The 26934-nt window shown below is 71.8% G+C and carries 26 protein-coding genes; 11 read left to right on the top strand and 15 right to left on the bottom strand.

All coding sequences use genetic code 11. From position 1 onward, the window contains the following. Window positions 1–72: 72 nt before the first annotated feature. Both ACFV57_RS41185 and ACFV57_RS41180 read right to left on the bottom strand, forming a co-directional pair. Window positions 73–1317, bottom strand: a complete 1245-nt coding sequence (locus ACFV57_RS41185; protein ID WP_385243949.1) for an Ig-like domain-containing protein — start codon at window positions 1315–1317, stop codon at window positions 73–75. 253 nt (window positions 1318–1570) lie between these two features. Next, window positions 1571–1966, bottom strand: coding sequence for a hypothetical protein (locus ACFV57_RS41180; protein WP_385243946.1), 396 nt, complete (start codon window positions 1964–1966; stop codon window positions 1571–1573). A gap of 115 nt (window positions 1967–2081) precedes the next feature. Here ACFV57_RS41180 and ACFV57_RS41175 point away from each other — a divergent pair, with 115 nt between their 5' ends. Beyond that, a complete protein-coding gene (locus ACFV57_RS41175; RefSeq protein ID WP_385243943.1) occupies window positions 2082–2417 on the top strand; it encodes a hypothetical protein in 336 nt (111 codons plus the stop codon). Window positions 2418–2544: 127 nt separating this feature from the next. Here ACFV57_RS41175 and hutH read toward each other — a convergent pair whose 3' ends face one another. The 5 genes from hutH to ACFV57_RS41150 form a co-directional block, all read right to left on the bottom strand. Then, window positions 2545–4089, bottom strand: a complete 1545-nt coding sequence (hutH, locus tag ACFV57_RS41170; protein ID WP_385243941.1) for a histidine ammonia-lyase — start codon at window positions 4087–4089, stop codon at window positions 2545–2547. Between the two features lie 97 nt (window positions 4090–4186). After that, window positions 4187–5275 carry a diguanylate cyclase domain-containing protein gene (locus ACFV57_RS41165; RefSeq protein ID WP_385243952.1) on the bottom strand — a complete coding sequence of 363 codons (1089 nt, stop codon included), beginning with the start codon at window positions 5273–5275 and terminating at the stop codon, window positions 4187–4189. A 300-nt stretch (window positions 5276–5575) separates the two neighbouring features. Then, on the bottom strand, window positions 5576–6370 hold the full coding sequence (locus ACFV57_RS41160) for an enoyl-CoA hydratase/isomerase family protein (RefSeq protein ID WP_385243938.1): 795 nt from the start codon (window positions 6368–6370) through the stop codon (window positions 5576–5578). Window positions 6371–6468: 98 nt separating this feature from the next. Further along, entirely contained in the window at window positions 6469–7743 is a 1275-nt protein-coding gene (locus ACFV57_RS41155; protein WP_385243936.1) for an adenylate/guanylate cyclase domain-containing protein, read from the bottom strand. 401 nt (window positions 7744–8144) lie between these two features. After that, window positions 8145–9038 (bottom strand): biotin--[acetyl-CoA-carboxylase] ligase, encoded by an 894-nt coding sequence (locus ACFV57_RS41150; protein ID WP_385243933.1) that lies wholly within the window; start codon window positions 9036–9038, stop codon window positions 8145–8147. A gap of 141 nt (window positions 9039–9179) precedes the next feature. Between ACFV57_RS41150 and ACFV57_RS41145 the strand changes: the two genes are divergently transcribed. The 5 genes from ACFV57_RS41145 (at window position 9180) to ACFV57_RS41125 (ending at window position 13628) form a co-directional block, all read left to right on the top strand. After that, window positions 9180–10769 carry an acyl-CoA carboxylase subunit beta gene (locus tag ACFV57_RS41145; RefSeq protein WP_385243930.1) on the top strand — a complete coding sequence of 530 codons (1590 nt, stop codon included), beginning with the start codon at window positions 9180–9182 and terminating at the stop codon, window positions 10767–10769. A gap of 65 nt (window positions 10770–10834) precedes the next feature. Beyond that, on the top strand, window positions 10835–11050 hold the full coding sequence (locus ACFV57_RS41140; protein ID WP_385243927.1) for an acyl-CoA carboxylase subunit epsilon: 216 nt from the start codon (window positions 10835–10837) through the stop codon (window positions 11048–11050). A gap of 93 nt (window positions 11051–11143) precedes the next feature. Next, complete coding sequence (gene mmpB, locus ACFV57_RS41135; RefSeq protein ID WP_280119047.1) at window positions 11144–11275, top strand: morphogenic membrane protein MmpB; 132 nt, start codon at window positions 11144–11146, stop codon at window positions 11273–11275. Between the two features lie 198 nt (window positions 11276–11473). Next, a complete protein-coding gene (locus tag ACFV57_RS41130) occupies window positions 11474–12943 on the top strand; it encodes a peptidoglycan D,D-transpeptidase FtsI family protein (protein WP_385243924.1) in 1470 nt (489 codons plus the stop codon). A gap of 58 nt (window positions 12944–13001) precedes the next feature. Next, entirely contained in the window at window positions 13002–13628 is a 627-nt protein-coding gene (locus ACFV57_RS41125) for a Maf family protein (protein WP_385243921.1), read from the top strand. Between the two features lie 121 nt (window positions 13629–13749). On the opposite strand, the gene ACFV57_RS41120 is transcribed toward ACFV57_RS41125, so the two are convergent. The 5 genes from ACFV57_RS41120 to ACFV57_RS41100 all read right to left on the bottom strand — a co-directional run bounded on the left by ACFV57_RS41120 (window position 13750) and on the right by ACFV57_RS41100 (window position 19103). Continuing rightward, window positions 13750–14829, bottom strand: a complete 1080-nt coding sequence (locus ACFV57_RS41120; protein ID WP_385243918.1) for a hypothetical protein — start codon at window positions 14827–14829, stop codon at window positions 13750–13752. An 8-nt stretch (window positions 14830–14837) separates the two neighbouring features. Continuing rightward, window positions 14838–16055 (bottom strand): ABC transporter permease, encoded by a 1218-nt coding sequence (locus tag ACFV57_RS41115; protein ID WP_385243916.1) that lies wholly within the window; start codon window positions 16053–16055, stop codon window positions 14838–14840. After that, on the bottom strand, window positions 16052–16795 hold the full coding sequence (locus ACFV57_RS41110; protein ID WP_385243913.1) for an ABC transporter ATP-binding protein: 744 nt from the start codon (window positions 16793–16795) through the stop codon (window positions 16052–16054). Before ACFV57_RS41110 ends, ACFV57_RS41115 begins: the two co-directional genes overlap by 4 nt. After that, a complete protein-coding gene (locus ACFV57_RS41105; protein ID WP_385243910.1) occupies window positions 16792–18411 on the bottom strand; it encodes a hypothetical protein in 1620 nt (539 codons plus the stop codon). Before ACFV57_RS41105 ends, ACFV57_RS41110 begins: the two co-directional genes overlap by 4 nt. A 194-nt stretch (window positions 18412–18605) precedes the next feature. Beyond that, window positions 18606–19103: a hypothetical protein gene (locus ACFV57_RS41100; RefSeq protein WP_385243908.1), complete on the bottom strand. Its 498-nt coding sequence runs from the start codon at window positions 19101–19103 to the stop codon at window positions 18606–18608. A 491-nt stretch (window positions 19104–19594) separates the two neighbouring features. Here ACFV57_RS41100 and ACFV57_RS41095 point away from each other — a divergent pair, with 491 nt between their 5' ends. Both ACFV57_RS41095 and ACFV57_RS41090 read left to right on the top strand, forming a co-directional pair. Continuing rightward, window positions 19595–20449, top strand: a complete 855-nt coding sequence (locus tag ACFV57_RS41095) for a TetR/AcrR family transcriptional regulator (RefSeq protein ID WP_385243905.1) — start codon at window positions 19595–19597, stop codon at window positions 20447–20449. Between the two features lie 11 nt (window positions 20450–20460). After that, a complete protein-coding gene (locus ACFV57_RS41090) occupies window positions 20461–20748 on the top strand; it encodes an antibiotic biosynthesis monooxygenase (protein WP_385243902.1) in 288 nt (95 codons plus the stop codon). A gap of 19 nt (window positions 20749–20767) precedes the next feature. Here the strand turns inward: ACFV57_RS41090 and ACFV57_RS41085 are convergent, their stop codons facing one another. Both ACFV57_RS41085 and ACFV57_RS41080 read right to left on the bottom strand, forming a co-directional pair. Beyond that, window positions 20768–20977 (bottom strand): DUF2180 family protein, encoded by a 210-nt coding sequence (locus ACFV57_RS41085; RefSeq protein ID WP_385243899.1) that lies wholly within the window; start codon window positions 20975–20977, stop codon window positions 20768–20770. Window positions 20978–21206: 229 nt separating this feature from the next. Continuing rightward, window positions 21207–22055 carry a helix-turn-helix domain-containing protein gene (locus ACFV57_RS41080; RefSeq protein ID WP_385243897.1) on the bottom strand — a complete coding sequence of 283 codons (849 nt, stop codon included), beginning with the start codon at window positions 22053–22055 and terminating at the stop codon, window positions 21207–21209. A gap of 339 nt (window positions 22056–22394) precedes the next feature. Here ACFV57_RS41080 and ACFV57_RS41075 point away from each other — a divergent pair, with 339 nt between their 5' ends. Continuing rightward, the gene (locus ACFV57_RS41075; protein ID WP_385243895.1) at window positions 22395–23123 is read left to right on the top strand and encodes an IclR family transcriptional regulator; all 729 of its coding nucleotides are present in this window, start codon (window positions 22395–22397) and stop codon (window positions 23121–23123) included. 163 nt (window positions 23124–23286) lie between these two features. Continuing rightward, a complete protein-coding gene (locus tag ACFV57_RS41070; protein ID WP_385243892.1) occupies window positions 23287–24120 on the top strand; it encodes an MOSC domain-containing protein in 834 nt (277 codons plus the stop codon). On the opposite strand, the gene ACFV57_RS41065 is transcribed toward ACFV57_RS41070, so the two are convergent. Beyond that, window positions 24092–24595 (bottom strand): hypothetical protein, encoded by a 504-nt coding sequence (locus ACFV57_RS41065; RefSeq protein ID WP_385243889.1) that lies wholly within the window; start codon window positions 24593–24595, stop codon window positions 24092–24094. The two genes, ACFV57_RS41070 and ACFV57_RS41065, sit on opposite strands and share 29 nt — an antisense overlap. A 492-nt stretch (window positions 24596–25087) precedes the next feature. Between ACFV57_RS41065 and ACFV57_RS41060 the strand changes: the two genes are divergently transcribed. Further along, window positions 25088–26857, top strand: a complete 1770-nt coding sequence (locus ACFV57_RS41060; RefSeq protein ID WP_385243886.1) for an acetyl/propionyl/methylcrotonyl-CoA carboxylase subunit alpha — start codon at window positions 25088–25090, stop codon at window positions 26855–26857. Window positions 26858–26934: the final 77 nt, after the last annotated feature.

Below are 26934 nucleotides of genomic sequence, written 5' to 3'. Positions count from 1 at the left end.
CCCTCGGTCACCGAGGGAGCCGCCCGCCTGCCGTATTCGACGTCTCCGGAGAAGCAAGGCACCGGGGAAGGGTTACTTCACGGCGCTGCCCGCCACCCACTCGTTCCAGTCCATGTTCCAGCCGTTGAGGCCGTTGTCCGGCTTGATCGTCTTGTCCGGGGAGTTGACCATGTGGACGACATCGCCGATCAGCGAGTTCTGGTAGAACCAGGCACCGTCCGTGCCCGGGTCGCCGGCGCCCTTCACGTCCTCCAGGCCGATGCAGCCGTGGCTGGTGTTGGCGTTGCCGAAGATGCCCTTGCCCCAGTAGTTGCCGTGCAGGAACGTGCCGGAGCTGGACAGGCGCATGGCGTGCGGTACGTCGGGGATGTCGTACTCGCCCTTGCCGTCGTTGTTCGTGAAGCCGACCGTGGAGCCGTCCATCCGGGTCTGCTGGTACTTCTCCGAGACGACCATCTTGCCGTTGTACGTCGGGTGGTCCTTGCTGCCCGCGGAGATCGGGATGGTCTTGATCGTCTTGCCGTCGCGGACCACCGTCATCTGGTGGGTCTTGGCGTCGACGGTGCTGACCTGCGAGCGGCCGATCTGGAAGTTCACCGTCTTGTTCTGGACGCCCTTGACGCCGGGCGCGGCCTCGACGCCGTCCAGCTTCAGATCCATGGTGATCTTGGAGTTGGGCTTCCAGTAGTCCTTCGGACGGAAGTCCAGGCGCTGGTCGCCGAACCAGTGGCCGACGACGTCCTGGTTGCTGCTGGACGCCACCTTGATCGCGGACTGGACGTCCTTCTTGTTCTTCACCGGCTTGTCGAAGTTGACCGACACCGGCATACCGACGCCGACGGTCGAACCGTCCTCCGGCGTGTAGTTGCCTATGAAGCTGTTCTTCGGGGAGACCGTGGTGAAGGTCGAGTGCTCCACCGCCTTGCGGCCCTCGGAGTCGGCGGCGTGCGCGGTGATCGTGTACTTGGTCGAGCGCTCCAGCTGCTTCTTCGGCTTCCAGGAGCTGCCGTCGGCGGCGAGCGTGCCTTCGACCGGCTTTTTGTTCTCACCGGCGGTCATCGTGACGTCGGTGAGCTTGCCGCTGTCGACGGTGACCTTCGCGGCGCTGTTGATGCCCGCGTCGGCCGAACCGTTCTTCGGCTCGATCTTGATCTTGGCTTCCGAGGCGTCCTTCGCCGCCGCCTCGTCGACCTTCTTCGTGTTGTCCTGGCCGCCCCCGTCGCCGCCGTCACCGCCACCGCACGCCCCGAGTGTCAGCACACCCCCGAGCAGCGCGGCAGTGGCTATCAGGCCCTTGCGACGCTTGCTGTCCGTCATCACACGATTCTCCATTGCCTTGCTACCGAACCCGGAAACCCCCGAGCCGGGCGCCGCACCGCATACTGCCGGCCGACACCTCAGGAACGTCTGTTCCGTTTCGTCCGTTCCATACATGGCGCGGTTGTGGGAAACGCCACGCAACCCCCGTCCGGCGACGGACGTCGTCCGGGGGTCACGCGGCATCGGGCGCAGGCGCGCGCCAGGAATCCGGGGGCCGGGGCCCGGCCGTACGCGACCGGGCACGGCCGCCTCAGAAGCGCAGCCGCACCCCTTCTCCGGCCCTCTCGGACGCCCCGGCCCTCCCGGGCGCCTCGTCCTCCTCCGGGAAGTCGTCGTCCTCCGCGTCCTGCCCGAGGACCCACTCCGCGTCGGCGTCGTAGTCGATCTCCTCGCTGCTCCACGACGCCTGCGTCAGTTCCACCCCCGGCACGCCCTCGACCAGGTCGAACGGGTCGACGAGGTACGCCAGCGCCTCCGCCGGATCGCCCTGGACCGTGTCCCGCGCATGGCCGCGCTCCTCCTCGGGTAGAGAAGGGTCACCGTTGATGTGGTCGAGTGCCGCGCCGGTCAGCCGGTCCGAGTCGGCGACCTCCATGACCAGTTCGACATGGAGCCGGACAAACCGTGATGTCTCGTCATTGCTCATGTCTGGGAGCGTAAGCACCACCGGCTCCTGACTTCCCCACGACCCGCGGCGGTCACTAACATCTGTTGTCAACGGTCAATTTGCCGAGCCCACAAGGGGGATCGTTTCCGTGCCCGTGACCGCTCGTCGACCACTGCTGACCGCCGCAGCCGCGGGATCGGTACTGCTCGCCCTGTGGTTCGTACCGTCCGCGAACGCCACCGTCGAACACGGCGAGCAGACGACGCACGACGCCCCCCGCCCGGCCCGGCAGGACCCCGGGACGCAGCCGCACACCGCCGGACAGCCCGGCGAGGTCCGGCAGGCGTCCGCCGCCGATCAGGAGACGCTGCTCGCCGACACCGGCGCCTTCGACACCACGCCGTACGTCGTCGGCGGCGCCGTCTTCCTCGGCATCGGCGCCGGGCTGGTCGGTTTCTCCGTCCGCCGCACGCGCGGCGACGCGGCCTGATCCACCGCCCCACGCTCCGACCTGGCAAAGAAGCGCGGAGAAGCGCACGAGTACGCGGCCGGGCCCGCGCGGTCCGGGAGCCCGGAGGCCGGGCCCCCGGAACTCCCCGAACTCCCGGAATCCGCCGTCAGGCCAGCTCGCCGGTGACCTTCTCGACCGCCTCGACCAGCCCGCCGCCGCGTACGAAGTCGTACGCCGCCTCCAGGTCCGGCGCGAGGAAACGGTCCTCCCCCGGCCCCTGGACACCCGCGGCCCGCACCGCGTCCAGCACCGCGCGGGTGGCCGGCGCCGGGGTCAGGCCCTCGCGCATCTCCACCGCCCGGGTCGCCGCGTACAGCTCGACGGCCAGCACCCGGGTCAGGTTGTCCACGGCCGTCCGCAGCTTGCGCGCCGCCGACCAGCCCATCGAGACATGGTCCTCCTGCATGGCGGAGGACGGGATGGAGTCCACCGACGCGGGCGCGGCCAGCCGCTTCATCTCGCTGACCAGGGCCGCCTGCGTGTACTGGGCGATCATCAGGCCCGAGTCGACGCCCGGGTCACCGGCCAGGAAGGCGGGCAGGCCGTGCGAACGGTTCTTGTCCAGCAGACGGTCCGTACGGCGCTCCGCGATCGAACCGAGGTCGGCCGCGGCGACGGCGAGGAAGTCCAGTACGTACGCGACCGGCGCGCCGTGGAAGTTGCCGTTCGACTCGACCCGGCCGTCCTCCAGCACCACCGGGTTGTCGACGGCGGCGGCCAGCTCCCTGCCCGCGACCAGCCTCGCGTGCTCCAGCGTGTCCCGGCCCGCGCCCGCGACCTGCGGGGCACAGCGGATGGAGTACGCGTCCTGGACGCGCGGCGCGTCGTCCTGGTGATGGCCGGTGAGTCCCGAACCGGCCAGGACCTTGAGCATGTTGGCGGCCGAGGCGGCCTGCCCCGGGTGCGGGCGGATGGCGTGCAGCTCGGGCGCGAGCACCTTGTCCGTACCGAGCAGCGCCTCCAGGGAGAGCGCCGCGGTGATGTCCGCCGTGGTGAACAGGCGGGCCAGGTCGGCGCAGGCCATGACCAGCATGCCGAGCATTCCGTCGGTGCCGTTCAGGAGGGCCAGGCCCTCCTTCTCGCGCAGCTCGACCGGCGCGATGCCGTGTTCGGCGAGCAGTTCGCCGGCGGGGCGCACGACGCCGTCCGGGCCCTCCGCCTCGCCCTCGCCCATCAGCGTCATCGCGCAGTGCGAGAGCGGGGCGAGGTCGCCGGAGCAGCCGAGCGAGCCGTACTCGTGGACGACCGGGGTGATCCCGGCGTTGAGGATCTCCGCCATGGTGCCGACGACGAGCGGCCGGACCCCGGTACGCCCGGAGGCCAGCGTCTTCAGGCGCAGGAACATCAGCGCGCGCACCACCTCGCGCTCCACCCGCGGCCCCATGCCGGCGGCGTGCGAGCGCACGATGTTGCGCTGGAGCCGGGCCCGCAGGTCCGGGCTGATGTGGCGGACGGCCAGGGCGCCGAAGCCCGTGGAGACGCCGTACACCGGGTCCGGCTTGGCGGCGAGGTCGTCGATGACCGCGCGGGCGGCGGCGACGGCCGCCGTGGCCTCCTCGGACAGCTCGATACGGGCGGCGCCGCGGGCGACGGCGATGACGTCCTGTGCGGTCGTGCCGGACGTCCCCAGCACCACAGTGTGCATATCCATATTCAGGCACCCTAGAGACTGAATCCCGGGATGTCACCACTGGGATCGCAGCGGCCCCATCGACGACCGCCGGTCGAAGCGGGCGGCCGGCCCCCGGTCACCGCCGGAACCGGCGGCGCTCCGTCGACGAAGCCCGTTCGGGGGCGTCCGCCAGCCGGATCACCGGGTCGTCCGTACCGCCGTCCCGGCCCGCCACCACCGGCACCCGGGAACCGGCGCCCTTCGCCCGGTACTGGGCGGCGTCGGCCAGCCGGAACAGGCGCCGGGCCGAGCGCACCGGGCCGATCGGATCGCCGGTCGAGGCGACACCGACCGCGACCCCCTCGCCCAGCTCCAGCTCCGCCGCCCGGTCGCACAGCTCACCGGCCACCTTGGCCACCTCGTCGGCCGACGGACCCACCGTGAGCAGGCAGAACTCGTCACCGCCGAGCCGGGCCGCGAGGGCGCCCGGCAGTATGGCGCCGCAGAGGGAGAGCACCGAGCCGAAACGTTCCAGCAGCCGATCGCCGACGGCATGCCCGCACGAGTCGTTCACCCGCTTCAGCCCGTTCAGATCACACACCACCAGGCTCACCACCGCACCGTCCCGCCGGTGCCGCTCCAGCGCCTCGTCGAGCCGCATATCCACCGCACGCCGGTTGGCGAGCCCCGTCAGGGCATCCGTGAACGCCAGGCGGCGCGCCTCCGCCAGCCGCTCGGTCTGCGCGATCCCGGCCGCCGTCACCGCGGCCAGCACGGTCGCGAAGTCCGCGTCCGCGCGCGTGAAGACCCGGCCCCCCGCCGTACGGGCCACATACACCTCACCCCACGCCCGCCCGTGCAGAACAATCGGCGCCACCACGCAACAGCCGCGCCCCCTGCGGCGCAGCGCGGCCACCCGCTGATGGTTGTACGGACCGTCGCCCGCCGTACCGTCGACGGTCTCGACCCACGCGTTGGGCTGACCGCCCCCGGCCCACTGCTCGTGCAGAAACCCGACGATCTCCGGGAACTCGTGTACCGGATACGCCTCGTCCCCGGGGAACTCCTCCTCCCCCTCGGCCAGCTCCCCGACGTTGACCAGAACCTTCAGCTGCCCCAGCTCACGCTCCCAGGCCGAGATCGCCGCGAAGGAGCCCCCCAGCGCCGCCCGCACCCCCTCCGCGGCGGCCCGCACCGACTCACGCGGCGTGTGCGCGGCCGCCATGGCCTGCGCGAGCGCCACCACGGCCCGCAGCCTGTCATCGCCCTCGCCCGTCACCGGCCCTCACAATCCGTCACCGTGACCACTCCATGTCACTACAGCGTAGGAACGATGACGGCCGTTCGCGCTTTACCGCCCCGGTGAGGTCGTCGAAGCACTCCGCACAGGGCTGGTGAGGCGACTCACGCTGCGCAGCGCGCCCAGGGCTCGTGAAGAGCCCAGCCACGACGACGGGAAAGCCGCGCACGGCGCGGGGCTCGGGTCCGGGAGGCGCACAACGCGCGCCCCCACCGGTCGCACCCCCTACTCCCCCGGCCACTCCGGCACCCGCCGCTCATTGAACGCCGCCACCCCCTCCACCCGATCCCCCGAAAACGCCACACTCCGCCAAGCCCCGTCCTCCACCTCCAACCCGGTCCGAAGATCGAGCCCATGCCCCAGCCGCAAGGCACGCTTGGCCGCACGAAGCCCGACGGGAGAGTTGCGGGCGATGCGCCCGGCCAGTGCCAAAGCCTCCGCGGTGTCCTGGGACTCGGGTACGAGCTGGTCGACGAGGCCCAGGTCACGGGCCTCCTCCGCCTCCACCCGCCGCGCCGAGAAGATCAGCTCGGCCGCACGGGCGGCACCCACCCGGCGCGGCAGCAGCTGCGTACCGCCGCCGCCGGGGATGACGCCGACCGACACCTCGGGCAGCCCGACCACGGCAGTCGTGTCGGCCACGATCAGGTCGCAGGCCAACGCCAGCTCGTACCCGCCGCCGAGGGCGAAGCCGTGCACGGCGGCGATGGTGGGCATCGGCAGTTCCAGGACGCCGGTGTAGGCGGCACGGGCGCGCGGACGCTGTCGCATCAGGTCGGCGTCGCTGAAGGAGTTGCGTTCCTTCAGGTCGGCGCCGACGCAGAACGCGCGCTCGTGGGTGGAGGTCAGGACGGTGACGCGGACGTCGCGGTCGGCCGCGAGCGCGTCGCAGGCGGCGGTGACGGCGTCGGCCATGGCCGTGGACACCGCGTTCATCGCCTTGGGCCGGTCGAGCCGCAGTTCGGCCACGTGGCCGTGCCGGTGTACGCCGACGAAGTCCCCGAAGCGTTGCGTGTCCATGCAGCACCCTCCCTGGTTAACGGACGTTTCGTCACTGTAACCAGGTGGTCAACCGAAAACTCCGCCTGCCTCGGCCCCGCCGACGCGACCGCGCCCCCTCAGCCCCGCCGGCTCAGGAGCCACGGCTCGACGACCCCGAGCCCCCGCACCGGCCGCTGCCACATCGGCTGCAGCGCAAAGCGGTACTCCGGCAGCGGCCCCCCGTCCGCCACCGCCGCGGCAGCGGCCTTCGCGTCGGCCTCGGAGACGGGCGCCTCGCCCGTGCGCCCCAGTTCCTCCGCGAACGCCTCGTCGACCAGGACGGTGTCCTTGGGGGCTATCGACGTGAGCCGGCTGGCGAGGTTCACGGTCGTGCCGAAGACGTCGCCCATCCGCGTGGTGACCGTGCCGAACGCGATGCCGACGCGCAGCTCCGGCATCGTCTCGTCGTTGGCCATGGTCTCGATGAGGCGCAGGCCGATCTCCGCGGCCGTCCCCGCGTCGTCGGCGGCGAACAGGACCTCGTCGCCGAGCGTCTTGATGAGCCGGCCGCCGTGCGCGGCGACCAGGTCGGCGGCGGTGGTCTCGAACGCCTCGACCAACTCGCCCAGTTCCTCCTCCTCCAGGCGGCGGGTGAGCCGGGTGAAGCCGACGAGGTCGGCGAAGCCCACCGCGAGCCGCCGGTCGACCATCTCCGCGTCGTCCTGGGCCTGGACGACGCGGCCGGTCGCGGCGGCGAGCTGGCGGCGCCAGACGTAGACGAGAAACTCCTCCAGCTCGGGCAGGAGGAGTTCGACGAGGGGGTAGGTGATCTCCGTACGGGTCAGGCCGGAGTCCTGGGGTTCGGTCAGGCCCTCCAGGAAGGAGTCGATCTGCCAGTCGGCGAGCCGGGCCGTGGTCTGCCCGGTGGAGCGGGCCACCTGCACCGCCATCGCCTCGCTGAGCAGCCCGGCCTCGACCAGGCCCGCGAGCCGCCGCAGCGCCAGTACGTCGGCCTCGGTCAGCGCCTTGACCTGGCCGATGTCCGCGAAGCCCATGGCGCGCCAGAAGCGGGAGGCCAGTTCCATGGAGACGCCGGCGCTGCGGGCCGCCTGAAAGGGGGTGTAGCGGCGGTCGGCGCCGAGGATCAGCTGTTCCAGGCGGATGGCGATGGTGTCGTCGTCGGTGTCGCCGCCCGCACCGCCCGCGCCGCTGACGCCACCCGCGCCCGCACCCGCGCCGTTCACCGTGCCGTCCGCGGCACCCGTACGGTCGCCGCCGGCGCGCTCCGGCGCACCGGCGGCGCGTGCCGGGCCGCCCGCAGGCGCCGAGTCCCCCTCACGAGGAGCAGTCCCCGTCCCACGAGGGGCGATGTCCGCTTCGCGCGGGCCGGCGCCCGAGTCGTCGGCGGTCACCGCTCGCTCCCTGTCCGTTCCCTGCGCACTGCCCTTCCGATCACTGCTCGGTCGTTCGCCCGCTCCACGGCGGACGGCCTCAACGATACGGCAGGTGTGCTCTGGCTCACTCTCACACCCCGTCGCTATCGCCCCAATCGACACATAAGTGCGATTGCTCCCGAGGGTTCTTGACCAGGATCTGATCATTCTTGACCGCCATGCGGACACGCCGCGCGAAAGCGCAGGCCGGCACGGCCGTCCCGCCGCCCGTACCCCGCCACCGTACGCACGCACCCGCACCCCGCGCCCGACGGTTGGACGGCAGTTGGACGCCGCCTCGGCCGCCCCAGCCACCCGGCCGCCCCCGGCTGGACACCGCCCCGGCCGCAACGGCCGCCCGGCCACCCCCGGCCCGTCCGCTACGCCTCCGGCGCCGGCCGCAGATGCACGATGTCCCCCGCGCCGACCGGCCGCTGCATCCCTTCCTCCGTGGCGAGCACGAGCCGCCCGTCACCGTCGATGGCCACCGCCTCACCGCGCAGCTCCCGGTCCCCGGGCAGTTCGGCCCGTACGGTCCGGCCGAGCGTGGCGCAGCCGGCCGCGTACGCGTCCTGAAGGCGGCAGGCCGCCGCGTCGCCGTCCGCCGCGCTCCACTGCCCGTACCAGTCCTCGACCGACCGCAGCACGGCCCGCAGCACCGGGTCCCGGTCGGTGACCCCGGCCCCGGCCAGGGCCAGCGACCCGGCGCCGGGCACGGGCAGTTCGTCGGCGCGCAGCGAGATGTTGAGGCCGATGCCGATCACCACGCCGTCGCCGGCGCGCTCCGCGAGGATGCCGCCCGCCTTTCGCTCCTCGTCACCGACCGTGACCAGCAGGTCGTTGGGCCACTTCAGGGCGGTGTCCACCCCGGCCGTACGGGCCACCGCGCTGGCGGTCGCGACCCCGGCGAGCAGCGGCAGCCAGCCCCAGCGCTCCACGGGGACGCGCGGGGTGAGGTAGAAGGAGAAGAAGAGGCCGGAGCGCGGCGGCGCGGACCACCTGCGGTCCAGCCGGCCGCGCGCGGCGGACTGTTCCTCGGCGACGAGGACGGCTCCCTCGGCCAGGCCGCCGGCCGCGGCGCGCGCGGCGAGGTCGGTGTTGGTGGAGCCGGTCGCGGGCACGACATCGACGTCGGTCCACAGCGAGCCGGGCCGCAGCAGGGCACGCCGCAGCGCCGTCCGGTTCAGCGGTGGCCGCTCCAGGTCGGACCAGCGCCCCCCGGCGCCGGCGCCCGAGTGGTCTTTGTCCTGGTTTTCCGGTGGTTGAGGCGTCATGGCCCCAGCCTAGGTGTGGTCAACGACGCAGTGCCGCTGAGCAGTCCCGCCGATACGCTACGAAGCGGTAGCCATCCCCGTTCAACCCCCGTATCACCCTCGTACGAGCACCAGTCCAGGACGAGCAGGAGCCGCATCCCGATGTCCGAGCCGGAAGCACACATCACCACCACCGCGGGCAAGCTGGCCGACCTCCAGCGCAGGATCGAGGAGGCCACCCACGCCGGGTCGGCGCGGGCCGTGGAAAAGCAGCACGCGAAGGGCAAGCTGACGGCGCGTGAGCGCGTGGACCTGCTGCTCGACGAGGGCTCGTTCGTCGAGCTGGACGAGTTCGCGCGGCACCGTTCGACCAACTTCGGCCTGGAGAAGAACCGCCCGTACGGCGATGGCGTGGTGACCGGCTACGGCACCGTCGACGGCCGTCCGGTCTGCGTCTACTCACAGGACTTCACCATCTTCGGCGGTTCGCTGGGCGAGGTCTACGGCGAGAAGATCGTCAAGGTGATGGACTTCGCGCTGAAGAACGGCTGCCCGGTCATCGGCATCAACGACGGCGGCGGCGCCCGCATCCAGGAGGGGGTCGCCGCCCTCGGCCTGTTCGCGGAGATCTTCCGCCGCAATGTGCACGCCTCCGGCGTGATCCCGCAGATCTCGCTGATCGTCGGCCCGTGCGCGGGCGGCGCGGTCTACTCCCCCGCCATCACCGACTTCACGGTCATGGTCGACCAGACCTCGCACATGTTCATCACCGGGCCCGACGTCATCAAGACCGTCACCGGCGAGGACGTGGGCTTCGAGGAGCTGGGCGGCGCCCGTACGCACAACAGCACCTCGGGCGTCGCGCACCACATGGCGGGCGACGAGAAGGACGCCATCGAGTACGTCAAGGCGCTGCTGTCCTACCTGCCGTCCAACAACCTCTCCGAGCCGCCCGCCTTCCCCGAGGAGGCGGACCTGGAGACCTCGGAGTACGACCGCGAGCTGGACACGCTGATCCCGGACTCGGCGAACCAGCCGTACGACATGCACACCGCCATCGAGCACGTCCTCGACGACGGCGAGTTCCTGGAGACGCAGGCGCTCTTCGCGCCGAACATGCTCACCGGTTTCGGCCGGGTGGAGGGCCACGCGGTCGGCATCGTCGCCAACCAGCCGATGCAGTTCGCGGGCACGCTGGACATCGACGCGAGCGAGAAGGCCGCGCGGTTCGTGCGCACCTGCGACGCGTTCAACGTGCCGGTGCTGACGTTCGTGGACGTACCGGGCTTCCTGCCGGGTACGGACCAGGAATGGGACGGCATCATCCGGCGCGGCGCCAAGCTGATCTACGCGTACGCGGAGGCCACCGTCCCGCTGATCACCGTCATCACCCGCAAGGCGTTCGGCGGCGCGTACGACGTCATGGGCTCCAAGCACCTGGGCGCGGACCTCAACCTGGCGTGGCCGACCGCGCAGATCGCGGTCATGGGCGCGCAGGGCGCGGTCAACATCCTGCACCGCCGCACGCTCGCCGCGATCGAGGAGCCGGGCGCGCAGGAGAACCGCCGCCAGGAGCTGATCCAAGAGTACGAGGACGCCCTGCTCAACCCGTACGTGGCGGCCGAGCGCGGCTACGTGGACGCGGTGATCATGCCGTCCGAGACCCGCCGGCACATCGTCCGCGGGCTGCGCACGCTGCGCAACAAGCGCGAGTCGCTGCCCCCGAAGAAGCACGGCAACATCCCGCTGTAGAGCCGCTGCCGCTACTGCCCGCGCCCGCCGTCCGTCGCAATCCCCCTCCAGGAGGTCGGTTGACCATGATCAAGGTCGTCCGGGGCAACCCCACACCCGAGGAGCTGGCCGCCGCACTGGCGGTCGTTCGCACCCGCGCGGCGGCGGCCGCTGCCGCCGCCTCCGCCGCGCCCGGCTCGGACCGTACGGACGAATGGGCCGATCCGGCGTCCACGATCCCGCGCCGCCGGCTGCCGCACCCGGGCCCGCGGGCCTGGCGTACGAGCTACTGGCCGCGCTGAGGCCGGGGAGCCGCACGCTCCGGTCCCGACACCCGGCGGCGCTTGAGTACGCGTACTCAGGCGCCGCCGGCGTTCCCGGCGCAGGATCGAAGGATGCTGTGGTCCGATCCGCCCGACGAGCCTCCCGAGGAGCTGCGCCAAGTACAGGCGATGCTCCACCGGGTGGGCATCGTGCTGGCCGTGGCCGCGGTGGTGCTGATGGTGATGCTGGTCGGCGGGGCGTGAGCGCGGGGCCCGCCCGCGGACGGTAACCGGGCGCACGGGTGCGCGTGACGTAAACGGACGAAGAGGACCAGGTCACACACCCCGGCTGCAACCATTTCCTCCACTTGGGACATCCTTTACCGCTGAAGGCCGCAATTCGGGCGCCTGTACGGCCGGTCCGCGCGGCACCAGGCCGTACGGCAAGGGGAGTGGAGTGCGATGAACAGGCCGCTGAGGCACATAGCCGTCTTCTGCGGGGTGCTGGTGCTGGCACTGCTGGTGCGCGCCACCTGGGTCCAGTTCGTCCAGGCGGAGTCGCTGGCGAAGGACGACAACAACCGGCGGGTCAAGATCGAGGCGTTCTCCTACCCGCGCGGCAACATCATCGTCAACGGCAAGCCGATCACCGGCTCGGTCGAGACGGCCGGCGACTTCAAGTACAAGCGGGTCTACAAGGACGGCCCGATGTACGCGCCGATCACCGGCTACGCCTCGCAGTCCCAGGGCACCACGTTCCTGGAGGGCGTCTACAAGGACATCCTCAGCGGCAAGGACGACAAGCTCTTCCTCAAGCACGCCAAGGACATCCTGACCGGCGAGAAGCCGCGCGGCGGCGATGTGCTGACGACGATCAACGAGAAGGCGCAGCGGACCGCGTACAAGAGCCTGACCGACCTCAACGCCAAGGGCGCGGTGGTCGCCCTGGAGCCGGGCACCGGCAAGATCCTGGCGATGGCGAGCACGCCGTCCTACGACCCGTCGGTCTTCGCGGGCAGTTCCTTCAAGGAGGGCGACAAGTACACGTCCCTCATCAAGGACAAGGCCAAGCCGATGAACAACCGGGCGTCCCTGGAGATCTACCCGCCCGGCTCCACGTTCAAGATCCTCACCGCCGCCGCCGCCCTGGAGCACGGCATGGTCCCGGACATCGACACCCCGGTGAAGGCCGCGGTTCCGTACACGCTGCCCCAGACGGCCACCAAGGTCGGCAACGACATCACCACCGCGCCGTGCGAGAACGCGTCCCTCAAGGTCGGTATGCAGTGGTCCTGCAACAACACCTACCTGGAGGCGGCGAACCGGCTCGGCACGGACAAGATGCGCGAGACGGCGGAGAAGTTCGGCTTCAACCAGAAGCTCTTCACGCCGGTGCGCACCGCCACCAGCGGCTACCCGAAGAAGCTGGACAAGCCGCAGACCGCGCTGACCGGCATGGGCCAGGGCAGCCTGACCAGCACCCCGCTGCAGATGGCCATGGTCGTCGCCGGGCTCGCCAACAACGGCAAGGTCATGCAGCCGTACCTGGTCGAGGAGACGCGCGGCCCGGACCTGTCGACGATCGAGAAGTTCGAGCCCAAGGAACTGAGCCAGGCCGTCTCCGAGAGCACCGCGAAGAAGGTGCAGGAGATGATGGAGAACACCGCGGAGAACGGCACCGCGAAGAAGGCGCTGATCGACGGCGTCAAGGTCGGCGCCAAGACCGGTACCGCCCAGCACGGCGCGGACGTCCGCGACGAGCGCCCGTACGCCTGGTTCGTCTCGTACGCCAAGAAGGGCGACGGTTCGCCGGTCGCGGTCGCGGTCTTCGTCGACCCGTCCGACATGGACATGCCCCGCTCGGAGATCGCCGGCGGCAAGCTGGGCGGCCCGATCGCCAAGAAGGTCATGGAGGCCGTGCTCGGCAAGTGAGCGGCCGGGCGGTACGGATCGGGGCGGGCGCCGGACGGTGCCCGCCCCGCTCCGTACGATGGCGGTCATGACCGTTCAGTCCGGCGCCGCCCGCCGTCTCGTCCTCGCCTCCCAGTCCCCCGCCCGGCTCGGCCTGCTGCGCCAGGCCGGGCTCGCGCCCGAGGTCGTCGTCAGCGGCGTGGACGAGGACGCGATCACCGCGGACTCCCCCGCCGAGCTGGCCCGGGTGCTCGCCGAGGCGAAGGCGGCCGCGGTGGCGGCGCGCCCGGAGACCGCCGGCGCCCTCGTCGTCGGCTGCGACTCGGTGCTGGAGCTGGACGGGCAGGCGCTGGGCAAGCCCGCCGACGCCGAGGACGCGACCGCCCGCTGGAAGTCGATGCGCGGCCGTTCGGGAGTCCTGCGGACCGGCCACTGCGTGATCGACACGGCGGGCGGCGGACGCCAGGTGTCGGCCACCGCCTCCACCACCGTCCGCTTCGGCGAGCCGAGCGACGCGGAGATCGCCGCGTACGTGGCCTCCGGTGAACCCCTCTACGTGGCGGGCGCCTTCACCCTCGACGGCCGGTCGGCGCCGTTCGTCGACGGCATCGACGGCGACCCCGGCAACGTCATCGGCCTGTCGCTGCCGCTGCTGCGGCGCCTGCTGGCCGAGCTGGACGTCGCGATCACCGATCTCTGGACCTGAGTTCCGGCACAACTGCCCGGCAGAACTGTTGGGCAATACATCCGGATGGGATGTACGCTCTACGAAGGAACCCCGCGGCATCCCCCGTCCGCGGGGTTCCTTCATGAGCGGGTGACCGGGCTCAGGAGTCCTGCAGGGTCCCCGGCAGGTCGAACCGCTTGGTCTCGCCGGTCGCGAGGTTCACACGGGTGACCGTGTCCTCGGCGTAGACGAGCCAGCCGGCCGAGGTCGGGGTGATGTCCGAGGACGCGGCGAGGTCCTTGACCACGGCGCGGTGCAGCTCCTTGCCGCTGGTGGCGTCGACCTCCACCAGTTCGGTGTCCTTGCCCCTGGCCGCGGCCACCACGATCGACGAGCCGGTGGCCTGCACCGCGTCCACCCGGCCGCCGCTCACGGAGAGCGTCGTGACGTCCGCGCCGCTGTTGACCGAGACCTTCGCCCGGCCGGACTTGCCGGCCGGGTCCGAGCCGGCGACGACCGGGTGACCGGCCTTGCACGCCAGGGCCTTGACGTCCATGCCGTCCGGCACGGCCACGGGGGTGACCTTGCCGTCGGTCAGGTTCGCGACGGAGATCTTGGTGTGCGAGTCCTCGTCGCTGCCCAGGCAGATGGTGTCCGAGGACGGGTCGGAGGCCGCGAAGCCGATGGTGCCGGCGACCTTCAGCTCGCGCTTGGTCTGCCAGCCGGCCGGGTCGCGGACCAGCACGGTGGAAGCGGGCCCGCCGTTCGCCGTCCGCGCGTCCGGCAGCCCGGCGACCTCGCCGACGAGCGTCTTGCCGGGGATGATCCGGCGCAGCCGCTCGTCTCCCGTCATGCCGTCCAGGGTGCGGTCCTTGCGGTTGACCAGGTACCGCCGGTCGGGCCGCTCGTCCTTGCGGGGAACGGTCACCACCCAGCGTCCGTCGGCCAGCCGGGCGATGTGCGGGCTGACCGCGTCATCGTCGTCGGAGTGCTGGGGCACGGCGGCCAGGCTCTCGGCGTGCGCCTTGTCCGGGTTGATGCCCACGACCGTCACCAGGCCGTCGACCTTGGCGAGCGCGAAGGTCTTGGAGCCTTCCCAGTCGTCGCCCAGTTCCACTCCGCCCGGGCCGCCGCAGGCCGTCGTCAGCGCGGCCGTGGCGCCCAGTGCGGCCAGGAGCAGGGCCGCTCGGGCCGGACCGGCCGGCCGTCGGTCGTGCTTGCGTGTCGTGGCGTGGGGCATGGCTCGACTCACCAGTCCTTCATTGCGTCTGTGGGGGACATCCTCGCGGCCCGGCGCGCCGGGGCCAGCGCGCCCGCCGCCACCACCAGCACCGTCAGGCCGAAGAGCAGGAGCAGGGTGCCGGCCGGCGGCAGCAGCACCCGGCCTTCGACGTAGGGCGCCAGGTCGGAGCTGCGCCGCAGCACCGCGGCGGCACCGCTGCCGAGCGCCGTGCCGAGCACGGTGCCGATCAGCGCGGCCACGGCACCGGCCAGCGCCATCTCCGCGACCAGCATCGTCAGTACCGCCCGGGTCCGGAAACCGACCGCCTTGAGAATGCCGATCTCCTGGGCCCGCTGCCGGGACAGGGCGCCGGTGACGGTGACGGCGCCGACGAACGCGAGCACCCCGAGCACACCGAGCAGTACCCGGCCGACCGTCTGGATCATCTCCAGCACCGCGGGCAGGGCGCTCAGCTGCTGCTGGAGGGTGACGGCCGGATAGCCCAGCTTCTGCACGGAGGCGGTCACGGCCGGCACGTCCGCCGCGGTCCTCGCGACCACGGTCAGCTGGTCGTACCCGGTGGTGCGCAGATAGCTCTTCTCCGGCTGCCCGCTGCGCTGCGCCGCCCACTTGATCACGGTGGGGTCGGCGGCGTACGCGGCGTCCGGGTTGTCCATCTGCCAGGTCGGGTCGTACACACCGACGAGGCGGGCGTGGCCGCTGACCCCGGTGCCCTCGCCCTGCCGTACGAAGCGGGTGGTCTCGATGTCGATGTCCTGGCCCACCAGCTTGCTCAGGTCCGCGCCCTGCGACATGGCCGGGGCCACGATCTCGCCGGGGCGCAGGGGGAAGAGCTGGTCGCGTACGGACTTGGTGACGGGCGGGGGCAGCGCCGACCGGTACGTCGTCGCGTACAGCAGTACGGTGTCGCCCTCCTTGGTCGTGACGCCGAACGACACCTGCGCCCGGTGCTGCACCGACTCGACGTGCGGCAGCTTCTCCAGGCGGGCGACGGCGCTCTCCGTCAGCTGGGGGGCGTCGGGGCGCTGGTCGGGGCGGTCGACGGTGATGCTGCGGTTGGCGCTGCTCTCCTTGACGTCCGTGTCCGTGGCGCTCTGCGCCCGGTCGGCGATGCCGAGCGCGCCGATGCAGACGGCGGCGGCGACCGAGACCAGCGCCACCAGGCCGAACAGTCGGCGGCGCAGGGCACGGACGTTGGCCAGCGCCAGGCTGAAGATGTTCACTTCGAGCTCTCCGTCCCGGTGGCCGGCTCGTCTGCCGCGTCCCGCGTGTCCGTGAACGCGCCCTTTTCCAGGCGGTGCACCACGTCGGCGGACTCCGACACCGTCGGGTTGTGCGTCACCAGGAGTACGGCCCGGCCCTCGTCCGCCAGCTCCCTGAACAGTGCGAGGAGGACGTCCTCGCTGTCCGTGTCGAGGTTGCCGGTCGGCTCGTCGGCCAGCACGACGGGCGGGTCGTTGATCAGCGCGCGGGCCAGGGCCACGCGCTGCTGTTCGCCGCCCGACAGTTCACTGGGCAGATGGTCGGCGCGGTCCGCGAGCCCGACGCGGGCCAGGAGTTCCCTGGCGCGCCGCTCGCCCGCGCCGCGGCTGCCGAGGTGCGGCAGCGCGACGTTGAGCAGCGCCGAGTGCTGCGGCAGCAGGTTGTACGACTGGAACACGAAGCCCAGACGGCTGCGGCGCAGGTCCGCCAGCTCCCCGTCCGAGAGGCCCGAGGTGTCGACAGGATTCCTGCCGTCGGCGCTCCCGACGAACACCCGGCCGCCGTCCGGCGGGGTCAGCAGCCCGAGTATGTGCAGGAGCGTGGTCTTACCGGAGCCCGAGTGGCCGACCAGGGCGGTGACCTCGCCTCCCGACACGGCGAGGGAGACATCGTTCAGGACATCGACCCTCCTGCCCCGCAGGGTGTAGGACTTGCCCACGCCGTCGGCCCGCAGCAGCGGGCGCGCAACACTTTCGCTCACTTCTTGTTCCTCGGCTTCGTGCCCGGCAGCCATCCCATGGCGCCGTGCAGTTGTCGGTCCAGCGTCCACACGCCCCAAGTGGTCTTCAGGTCGCAGGCGGAGTCGCCGCCGCCGACCTGGTACAGGTCGGGCAGGCCGGGGCAGCCCTTGTGCGAGGTGACCCCGCGTTTGAGTGCGTCGCGCAGCGACGCGTCCGTTTCGCCGCCCAGCAGCGCATAGGCGCGGGCGACGAGGACGTAGCCGTACACGGAGTTGAACCGGTCCGGATTGTGGGCCCACTGCTTCAGGGCGTCGGCGGTGATCCAGGCCGGAACGCTGTCGCGCAGGTCGCTGTCGGCGAGCCCGACGACGACGGTGGCCGCCGCCACCACCCGGTCCGGGGTGTCCAGGCTCCAGGTGCCGATCTTCGGGGCGTCGACCGGGGCGCCGGCGTCGGCGCAGTTCAGGGTGGTGCGCTGCCACTGGGTGGCGTTCTGCTCGGTCACGGAGCCGGGCAGCACCCGCGGGTCGGCGCACAGCTGCCGCGCCTGTTCACCGGCATCGCCTCCCGCGGTGACCTTGCGCAGGGCGGCCCGGTTCAGCCGCTCGGCGCTCTCCTGGCTCGCGTCGGGGGACTTCTCCTCGCGCTCCAGCGCTGTCCGGAGCCCGGTGTCCTTGCGTGACCAGCCGGCCAGGGCCCGCAGCCGCTGTACGAAGAGGGAGGCGTCCGGGTTGCCGAGGTAGGCACCGGGGTCGCGGACCGTCCCGTCGTCGAGGCGCTCGCCTTCGAGCCGCTTCTCCACCGGCGCGAACACGGCCTTCGGCGAACCGGCCGCCTTCAGGATGTGGACGAGCTGGTAGAGCTGCTCGTAGGGCAGCGTCGCGGCGCCGTCCCTGAGCACCGGCTCCCAGACCTTGCGGTCCGCCGCGGGCCGCTTGCCGGCTGCTTCCTGGACCACCACGTAGCTGTAGGTGTCGGCGAGCCGGGCCGCCCTGTCGTCCGGGGTCAGCTGTGCGAAGTCGTCGGTGCGCGGCGCGGCGATCCGTGTGAGCGCGCCGGGGACGGGTTCCTTCAGCAGCTGGAGGCAGCGGGCCAGCGCGCTGCTCTGGTCGAGGGGCCGGGGCTTGGCGGACAGCGAGCGCAGCCAGTCGAGGGTCGCCTCCCGGTCCTGCGACGGGAGGGCGTCCAGGCGCCCGAGCGCGTCGAGGACTTCGAGGGCGGCCCAGGTGGAGCCGAGGCGCGCCTCGTCGCTGTCGTCGCCGAGTGCGGAGTCGACGTACCAGCCGCCCTTGTCCCGCAGTTTGTTCACGGCCTCGGCGTCGCCCGCGCTCAGCACCCCGTCGGCGCCGGCCGCGCGCAGCGCGATCATCCAGTCACGGCCCCAGAGGGAGGACGTCTCCAGTGCTCCCCGGCGAAACGACTCGGCGTCGTCGGAGGCCATGCTCGTTTTGGGGTCGCGGCCCAGTTCGGAAAGCGTCCGCAGCGCATAGGACTGCGCCTGGGGACCGGCCGGGGCCTGGCGCAGGAACGGGTGGTAGTAGTAGCCGTTCTGCTTGCTGACCAGGAGATCGAATTGTCGGGCGGCGGCGGATTCCGGGGCTGCGGGCTCCTCCGACGCGGAGGTGCACGACGCCATAAGGGCGACGCACACGGCGGCCCCGGCAAACCGGGACGCCAGTTTTCCGGCATACGCTGCCGTACGGAATTTCACGAACGCCCCCGTGCGTCTTTTCTCCGGCTCATGAAAAAGTGCCACACCGCCGGGCCCTGACGGTGTGACACCTTTACTCAGTTCACGCACCGCATCGGCTCAGCCGAAGCAGAAAGCGATCAGGCAGCGCCCGCGTAAGCGCACTTCTCGCTGACGTTGATCGACTTGGTGATCTTGGCCGAGCCGCAGCTCTTGGTCGACACGTAGGTGGTCATGCCACCCGGACGCATCTGGCCGTGGGTGTCCGAGATCTTGGCGTTGGTGTTCTTCCAGCGCACCTCGCCCAGGGACTTGCTCTTCATCGTGAGCGTGGCCTCGGGGTTCTTCGAGATCTTGATGGACACGCTGACGCCGTGGGCCTGCAGCTGGGCGCGGTTCTGGATCCACTTCGCCTTGCCGGGGTTCTTGCCCGACATCTTCGTGGAGGCCTTCCAGTCACAGGCCGAGGTGTAGAAACCGCAGTGCCATGCGTTGATCGAGATCTTGTTGCCACCCGGGATGCCGACCGAGGTCGAGGCGGAGGTGGCGTGCGCCGGCGAGGTGGTCAGTACGAGGGCCGAGGCCGCGAACGCAGCAGCGGCACCGGACAGCAGGCGCGTACGTATACCCTTATTCATTTACTCAACTTCCCCGTGAGTTACCGCGAACGGCCCCCGAGATATGAGGCCGCAGTGGTGCCGCGCCCTTAATCCCCGGACGCGGCGGTCGCCCCGAATTCAACACGACGCGGCGTTCCCTACGCAACCCATCGGAACACCGGCAAGAGCGCCCCGGATCATTACGACGGGACTCCCTCCACCGCCGGATCTCCGATGCGCCGAATACCTGGCCGGCCGACCGACCGGACCATGCCTCAGTTGATGGGCGGCGGCCGGTTATTGCGGTGGGGGTTATGCGAACACCAGGGCAAGGATTGCTATTTGCACTTCCCTCCGGATCAACTCCTCTTCCATCGACAGCCGTTCGAACACGGCGAGCACGAGAAGGGCAGCCCTCCCCGGCAAGCACCCCCGGATCATCACCAGGAGCCATATCGACGTAAATGCCAAATAAAGGCAGCAATGTCTTTTACGGCGCGGCGCTGCCGGAGCGGCGCTAACATACATACATGCCTGTACGTAAAAGAGAGGCGCCCCGGACCGGCGAGGCGGCACTCTCCGGCCCGCTCACCGAACCGTCCGCCGTCGCGCCCGCCCCGCCCGCGCGGCCCCGCGCCACCCAGGCCGACCGCCGGGCGCGCACCCGCGCCGCGCTGCTCGAATCGGCCGCCCGGGGACTGTCCCGCCACGGCTACGGCAACCTCAGGCTCGAACAGGTCGCCAAGGACGCCGGATACACCCGCGGCGCGCTCTACCACCAGTTCACGGGCAAGCAGGACCTGGCCCTGGCGGTCACCGCATGGGTCCTGGACACCTGGTGGCAGGAGGTCGGCCGGCGCGTCGAACAGGAGCCGGACCCGGTCGCGTCGCTGCTCACCCTGGCGCGCGGGCACGCCGTGTACTGCCGCCGCGACATCGCGCGCGTCGCGATGGCGCTGCGGCTGGAGTTCGCCGGACAGGACCACCCGGTGGGACGCGAGGTCGAGAAGGCCTACGGGGCGCTCGTCGAGCGCTGCGCCGGTCTCGTCGAAGCGGCCCGCGAGGCCGGATCGCTCCCGGGCGGCCCGCCGGCCCGGACCGTCGCGCTCGCCTTCGTCGGCGCGGTCGAGGGCACGTCGATCGCCCTGTCCGGCCAGGCCCCGCACGACGCGTCGCTCGTGACCGGCGCCGCCGCCGGCGCCCTCGGGCTTCCGTACGGCCCCGGCGAGTCAGCGGACGCGGAGCACACGGCGCGGCAAAGGGCCACGCCCGACCCGAGCACCACGGACCGCACAAGTCCCGCGCACAACGAAAGACCCACGCACCACATACGACTCACAGACCGCACAAGTCCCACGCACCACGTGAATCCACCCACCACATGAAGGAGATCTCCATGAAGATCGGCATGGTGGCACACCACTACCCGCACGCCGCGCACCGCGAGGAGTTCGTCGCGCGCGTGCGCCGCGTCGCCGAGGAGTTCCGGCGGACGCCGGGGTGCCTGTCGGCGGACTGCTGGCTGGCCGCGGACGGCGACGCGGTGGTCTCGATCGTGCAGTGGGAGTCCGAGGCCGCCTCGGCCGCGTCGCTCGCCGCCGTACAGGCGGCGGCCGGACTCGACCTCGCCTACGACGAGCGGGAGTCGCGCCCGCGCGAGATCGTGCGCCTCACGGCACCCTGACGGCCGGGACCGCGGGGCGTCACGCCGCGGCGGTCGCGGCGTGACGGCAGTGCGTGCACAGCAGACGGCGGCCCGCCAGGTGGGCCGTGCTGCGGCCCAGGCCCGCCGTCCGGTGGACCGTGCGCGGCACGGCGGCGGCGTGCGCTCCGCAGGCCGCCGCGCCGCAGTCCGCGCAGACGGCCAGCGCGGCGGTCTCGCTGCCGAGTTCCGCACAGTCGAAGCACTGCATTGAAAGACTCCTGATGGGCTTGGTTCCGTGATCCCCGGTGAGGTGACCGTCTCGAACACAAACAGCGGCCGGCCTCCGCGCATTCCGGGAATTCGTGCGCGGTGACGACCGTCACGATGCCGGAGAATTCACCCGCCGCCCAGGCCCGATTTCCCCCAGGAACCGCATTCCTGGTAATGGCGGTACCACCCGGGATTCGCGGTACCACCCTGGAGCCGAATCCGGGAGTTCAGTCCCCGGCCGCCAGCCGGCGCAGTTCCCGGTCCGCCGCCGATCCCGGCTCGGCCAGGTAGACCACCACCGCCTGGTCCGGCTCGTCCGGCAGCCGCAGGGTCTCGAACGACAGGTCCAGGGTGCCGGCGGCGGGGTGGTGCAGCGGCTTGCTGCCGTACGTCTTGTCGCGCACGTTGTGGTCGGACCACAGGCGGCGGAAGTCCTCGCTGTGCTCGGTGAGTTCGGCGATCAGCGCGGCCAGCTCCGGGTCGTCCGGATGCCGCCCGGTGTCCAGCCGCAGGAAGGCGACCGTGTCGTCGGCCTTCTGCTGCCAGTGGACGTACCGCCGGCGGGCCGACCGGTCCAGGAACGTCAGGCGCGCGAGGTTGCGCTCCCCGGGCGGGAGGGCGGGAAAGTCGGCGATCAGGATGCGGGCCAGCTCGTTCCAGGCCAGCACCTCCTGGCGGCGGCCGACCACATAGGCCGGCGCGTGTTCGAACGTCGCCAGGAGCCGCCGCACACCGGGCCGCACCTCCTGGTCCCGCCCCGGCCGCCGGGCGTCGTCGTGGCGGCCCTCCTCGCCGCGCACGAGGGCGTACAGGTGCGCCCGCTCGTGCGCGTCCAGCCGCAGGACGTGCGCGATGGCGTCCAGCACCTCCGCCGACGCGTGGCCGCCGCGGCCCTGCTCCAGGCGTACGTAGTAGTCGACGCTGACCCCGGAGAGCTGGGCCAGTTCCTCGCGGCGCAGGCCCGGGACCCGGCGGCGGCCGCTGAATCCGGTGCCCGGCGCGATACCCGCGTCCTCGGGGCGCACCCGGGCCCGCCGCGATCGGAGGAATGTGCGCAGTTCGACCCGCCGGTCCATCGTTCCCACCTTCGACACCGCGGGCCGTGAAACCCGTACTTCCCGGCTTCCTTGCTGCACAGCCGCGCTGCTTCTCACCTGCCCGGCCACTTCACCGTCCGGCTTCTTCGCCGCTCCGCTTCTTCGCCGTCCCGCTTTCCCTATTCTCCCGTGACATTCTCCCGCGGCCAATTCCGGCACGGAATGCACAGGGGCCTGTCCAGCGTACTTCCGGGGAATCGGTGAAGCTGTGCGAGGCTGGAACGCCGTACGCGCGCGCCGCCTGCCCGCGTGCCGCCCCGCCCGCACAGCGCCGTGCGCCGCGCCCGTACCGCAGCCCCGCCCCCGAGGGAGACCGCCATGCCGCAGTCAGTCGACCGTGCCCTGGACCTGCTCGACGCGGTCGCCGGGGCGGCGGAGCCGGTGACCGCGAAAGCGCTGGCCCGGCAGCTGGACTGCGGGCTGTCCACGGTCTACGAGCTGCTCGGCGCGCTGACCGAGCGCGGCCACCTGGCCCGTACGGCCGCCGGCTACACCCTCGGCTACCGCGTACCGGCCCTGCACCAGGCCTTCCAGCGGCAGTTGCGGATCGACGAGCGGGTGCACGAGGCGCTGCTGCGGCTGCGCCGGTCGTCGGGCGCCGACGTCTTCTTCAGCACGTACCGGGACGGCGGGATCGCCGTGCTGGACGGCGCCGCCGGGCCCGGCTCCGCCTTCTCTGTCGGCCGGGACACCGCCGCCCACGCCACGGCGCACGGCCGCGCCCTGCTGGCCTCCCTCCCGGCCGCCACCCGGCGCCACTACCTGGCCGCCAGCGGCATGCCGGCCCGCACCGCACGCACCATCACCGCCCCGGAACGACTGGAGCGCGAGCTGCGCCGGGTCCGCAGGGACGGCCTCGCCGTGGAACGCGAGGAGGCCGCGTCGGAGATGGCCTGCGTCGCCGTACCGGTACCGGTACGCCCCGGCGGCCCCGGCACCCCGCCCACACTGACCGCCGTCTCGGCCGCCGTCCCCCTGGAAGACTTCGCACGCCTACGCACCCCACTGACCGAGGCCCTGCGCCGCGAGGTGGCGGCGCTGGCGTGAGGTGCATGGGGCCGGGCCCGGGGGAGGCGGGGCCGGTGCGGTGCGGCGCTACGTTGGTGTCCGCGTCGTGCGGGGAACGCGCTGCGCACGGTGCTCGTGATGTGTACGGAGCTACAGCGACCGCAATGACCACTGCGGTCCACGGGGAACAGGGGGAACCAAAATGCCCAGCAGGCCCACCGTCTCCGAGTTGACGTACTACCCCGTCAAAGGGTGCGCCGGAGTGTCCGTGCGGGTCGCGGAGCTGACGCCCGCCGGGCTCGCGTACGACCGTGCTTTTCTGGTTGTCGGGGCGGACGGTGTGTTTCGCAGTCAGCGGCGTGATCCCCGGCTGGCTCTGATCCGTCCGGAGATCGGTGGTGACGGCGCCCGTCTGACGCTGCGCGCGCCGGGCTTCGGGGCGCTGGAACTGGCGGTGGACACCACGTCCGCCCGTCGGGACGTGCTGCTGTTCAAGACCGCTTACCGGGGTATCGACCAGGGTGAGGCCGTCGCCGGCTGGCTGACGGAGGTGCTCGGCGCGCCGAGCCGGCTGGTGCGGGTGCCGCCGGAGCACGACCGGGTGACGGACGGTCTGACCCCGGGCACCTCCGCGTACGCCGACAGCTGCGCCCTGCACGTGCTGTCCCGGTCCTCGCTGGACCTGCTGCACCGGCAGCTGGCGGAGCGGGGTGCGGCGCCGCTGCCGATGGACCGCTTCCGTCCGAACATCGTGGTCGACGGCTGGGACGAGCCGCACACCGAGGACCGGGCGCGCCGGATCGCCATCGGGGACACCGAGTTGGGCTACGCCAAGCTCGCCGTACGGTGTGCCGTCACCACCGTCGAGCAGTCCTCCGGCGCGCGGACCGGTCCGGAGCCGCTGCGGTCGCTGGCCGGGTACCGGCGTACGGCCGAGGGTGTCGTGTTCGGCGCCAAGTTCGCCGTACTGCGGCCGGGCAAGCTGTCGGTGGGGGATGAGGTGGCCGTCAGTACGTGGGGCGAGCCGGAGGGGTAGCCGAGGCGCCGCGCCCGGCCCGGCCGCCGTCCTCGACGCTCTCGTTGTCCCCGCCGCCCCCGCCGCCGCCGTACGCCGCTCCGTAGGCCGTCAGGGTCAGCACCAGCAACGCCAGTACGGCCATCATCGCCGCGAACGCCCCCCAGCCGGCCAGCCCGACCGCGAAGGCCCCGAGGACGGCGTGCACCACCGCGCAGCTGACCAGCACGATGCGCCCGAACGTGCCCGGCGGGCGGTCGCGCAGGCCGATACGGGCCAGGAGGACGGCGCAGCACACCAGGTAGACGGCGAAGACGGCGCCGAGCACCCAGGCGCCGGTGGACATCGCGGCGGGGTCGACGCCCGCCATGGACATCTGCTGCTTGTCCACGACGATGCTCAGCACCCAGTTCAGGAAGAGGACACCGAGCGCCTCCGGCACCAGCACCACCGCCGCCACCCACGCCACCGGCCTGCGTGCCGTCACCCCGCCCACCCTCTTCCCCGTTGCGCTGTTACCGCGAGTACGAAAGGACACCGGGCACGTTACTCCTGGGTACCCCCCGCTCTACAAGAGCCCGGAGCCGGGTATGAGCCGGAAGCGGAAGCGGTGCGCGAGCACGGCGGAACCGGAGCGGGTACGCCACCGCGGCACCGCTCAGCAGGACGGGACCCGGGCCGGGGCGGCCGGACCCCGGTCGCAGCCACGGGCAAAGATTCCTTCGCCCATTCGTAGGGACTCCACAAAGAAACGGGGTTCCGGCGAACGGCAGCGGTGCGAGACCTTGCCCACATTTTGATCACTGCCCCACCCCGGGAATACGGGCCTACCCTGGGATACCGGGGAACTTCGGCCCCGTAACCCCACCGGACACACACTCCGTGTGGGCAAGCTCACTACCGGGAACGGGTCGGCACGTGGTGTCGCCAGTCCCTAAACTCGCGACGTCCTAATTTGTTGCGGCGAAGCGCCAAGGAGGAACCGATCGTGCGCAAGGTGCTCATCGCCAACCGAGGCGAAATCGCCGTCCGCGTTGCCCGGGCTTGCCGGGATGCCGGAATCGGGAGCGTGGCCGTCTACGCCGACCCGGACCGGGATGCCCTGCACGTCCGCGCGGCGGACGAGGCCTATGCGCTGGGCGGTGACACTCCGGCCACCAGTTACCTGGACATCGCCAAGGTCCTTGCCGCCGCCGCCGATTCGGGTGCCGACGCCATCCACCCCGGCTACGGCTTCCTCTCCGAGAACGCCGAGTTCGCGCAGGCCGTGCTGGACGCCGGGCTGACCTGGATCGGCCCGCCCCCGCAGGCCATCCGCGACCTGGGCGACAAGGTCGCGGCCCGGCACATCGCGCAGCGCGCGGGTGCCCCGCTGGTCGCCGGCACCCCCGACCCGGTCTCGGGCGCGGAGGAGGTCGTGGCCTTCGCAAAGGAGCACGGCCTGCCGATCGCCATCAAGGCGGCCTTCGGCGGTGGCGGGCGCGGCCTGAAGGTGGCCCGCACCCTGGAAGAGGTCCCGGAGCTCTACGACTCCGCCGTACGCGAGGCCGTGGCGGCCTTCGGGCGCGGCGAGTGCTTCGTCGAGCGCTACCTGGACCGTCCGCGGCACGTGGAGACCCAGTGCCTGGCCGACAAGCACGGCAACGTGGTCGTCGTCTCCACCCGTGACTGCTCGCTCCAGCGCCGTCACCAGAAGCTCGTCGAGGAGGCGCCCGCGCCGTTCCTGAGCGAGGCGCAGAACGCCGAGCTGTACCGCGCGTCCAAGGCCATCCTCAAGGAGGCCGGTTACGAGGGCGCGGGCACCTGCGAGTTCCTGGTCGGCCAGGACGGCACCATCTCCTTCCTGGAGGTCAACACCCGCCTCCAGGTCGAGCACCCGGTCACCGAGGAGGTCACCGGCCTCGACCTGGTCCGCGAGATGTTCCGCATCGCCGACGGCGAGGAACTGGGCTACGACGACCCGGCGGTGCGCGGCCACTCCTTCGAGTTCCGCATCAACGGCGAGGACCCGGGCCGCAACTTCCTGCCCGCCCCCGGCACGGTCACCACCTTCGAGGCCCCGGCCGGCCCCGGCGTGCGCCTGGACGCCGGCGTGGAGTCCGGTTCGGTCATCGGCCCGGCCTGGGACTCGCTGCTCGCCAAGCTCATCGTCACCGGCGCCACCCGCGAGCAGGCCCTGCAGCGCGCCGCCCGCGCGCTCGGCGAGTTCACCGTCGAGGGCATGGCCACCGCCATCCCGTTCCACCGGACGGTCGTCAAGGACCCGGCGTTCGCGCCCGAGCTGACCGGCTCCACCGAGCCCTTCAAGGTCCACACCCGCTGGATCGAGACCGAGTTCGTCAACGACATCAAGCCGTTCGCCGCGCCCGGCACGGACGAGGCCGAGGCGGACACCCGCGAGACGGTCGTCGTCGAGGTCGGCGGCAAGCGCCTGGAGGTCTCGCTGCCGTCCTCGCTGGGGATGCCGCTGGCCCGCGCCGCGGTCGCCGGGGGCGCCAAGCCCAAGCGCAAGGCGGCCAAGAAGTCCGGCTCCGCGGCCTCCGGCGACACCCTCACCTCGCCGATGCAGGGCACCATCGTCAAGGTCGCCGTCGAGGAGGGCCAGGAGGTCGCCGAGGGTGACCTGGTCGTCGTCCTGGAGGCGATGAAGATGGAGCAGCCGCTGAACGCGCACCGCTCCGGCACGGTCAAGGGCCTGACCGCCGAGGTCGGCGCCGCGCTCTCGTCCGGCGCGGTGATCTGCGAGATCAAGGACTGAGGTCCGGTACGGCGGTGCGGGCCCGCGTCCGCACCGCCGTACCGGCCGCAAGCGCGGGGCCCGGGGCACTTGAGTGC

It is taken from the genome of Streptomyces sp. NPDC059788, assembly GCF_042732265.1.
Classification (GTDB): Bacteria; Actinomycetota; Actinomycetes; order Streptomycetales; family Streptomycetaceae; genus Streptomyces.
This window is presented reverse-complemented; position numbering and strand designations above follow the sequence as displayed.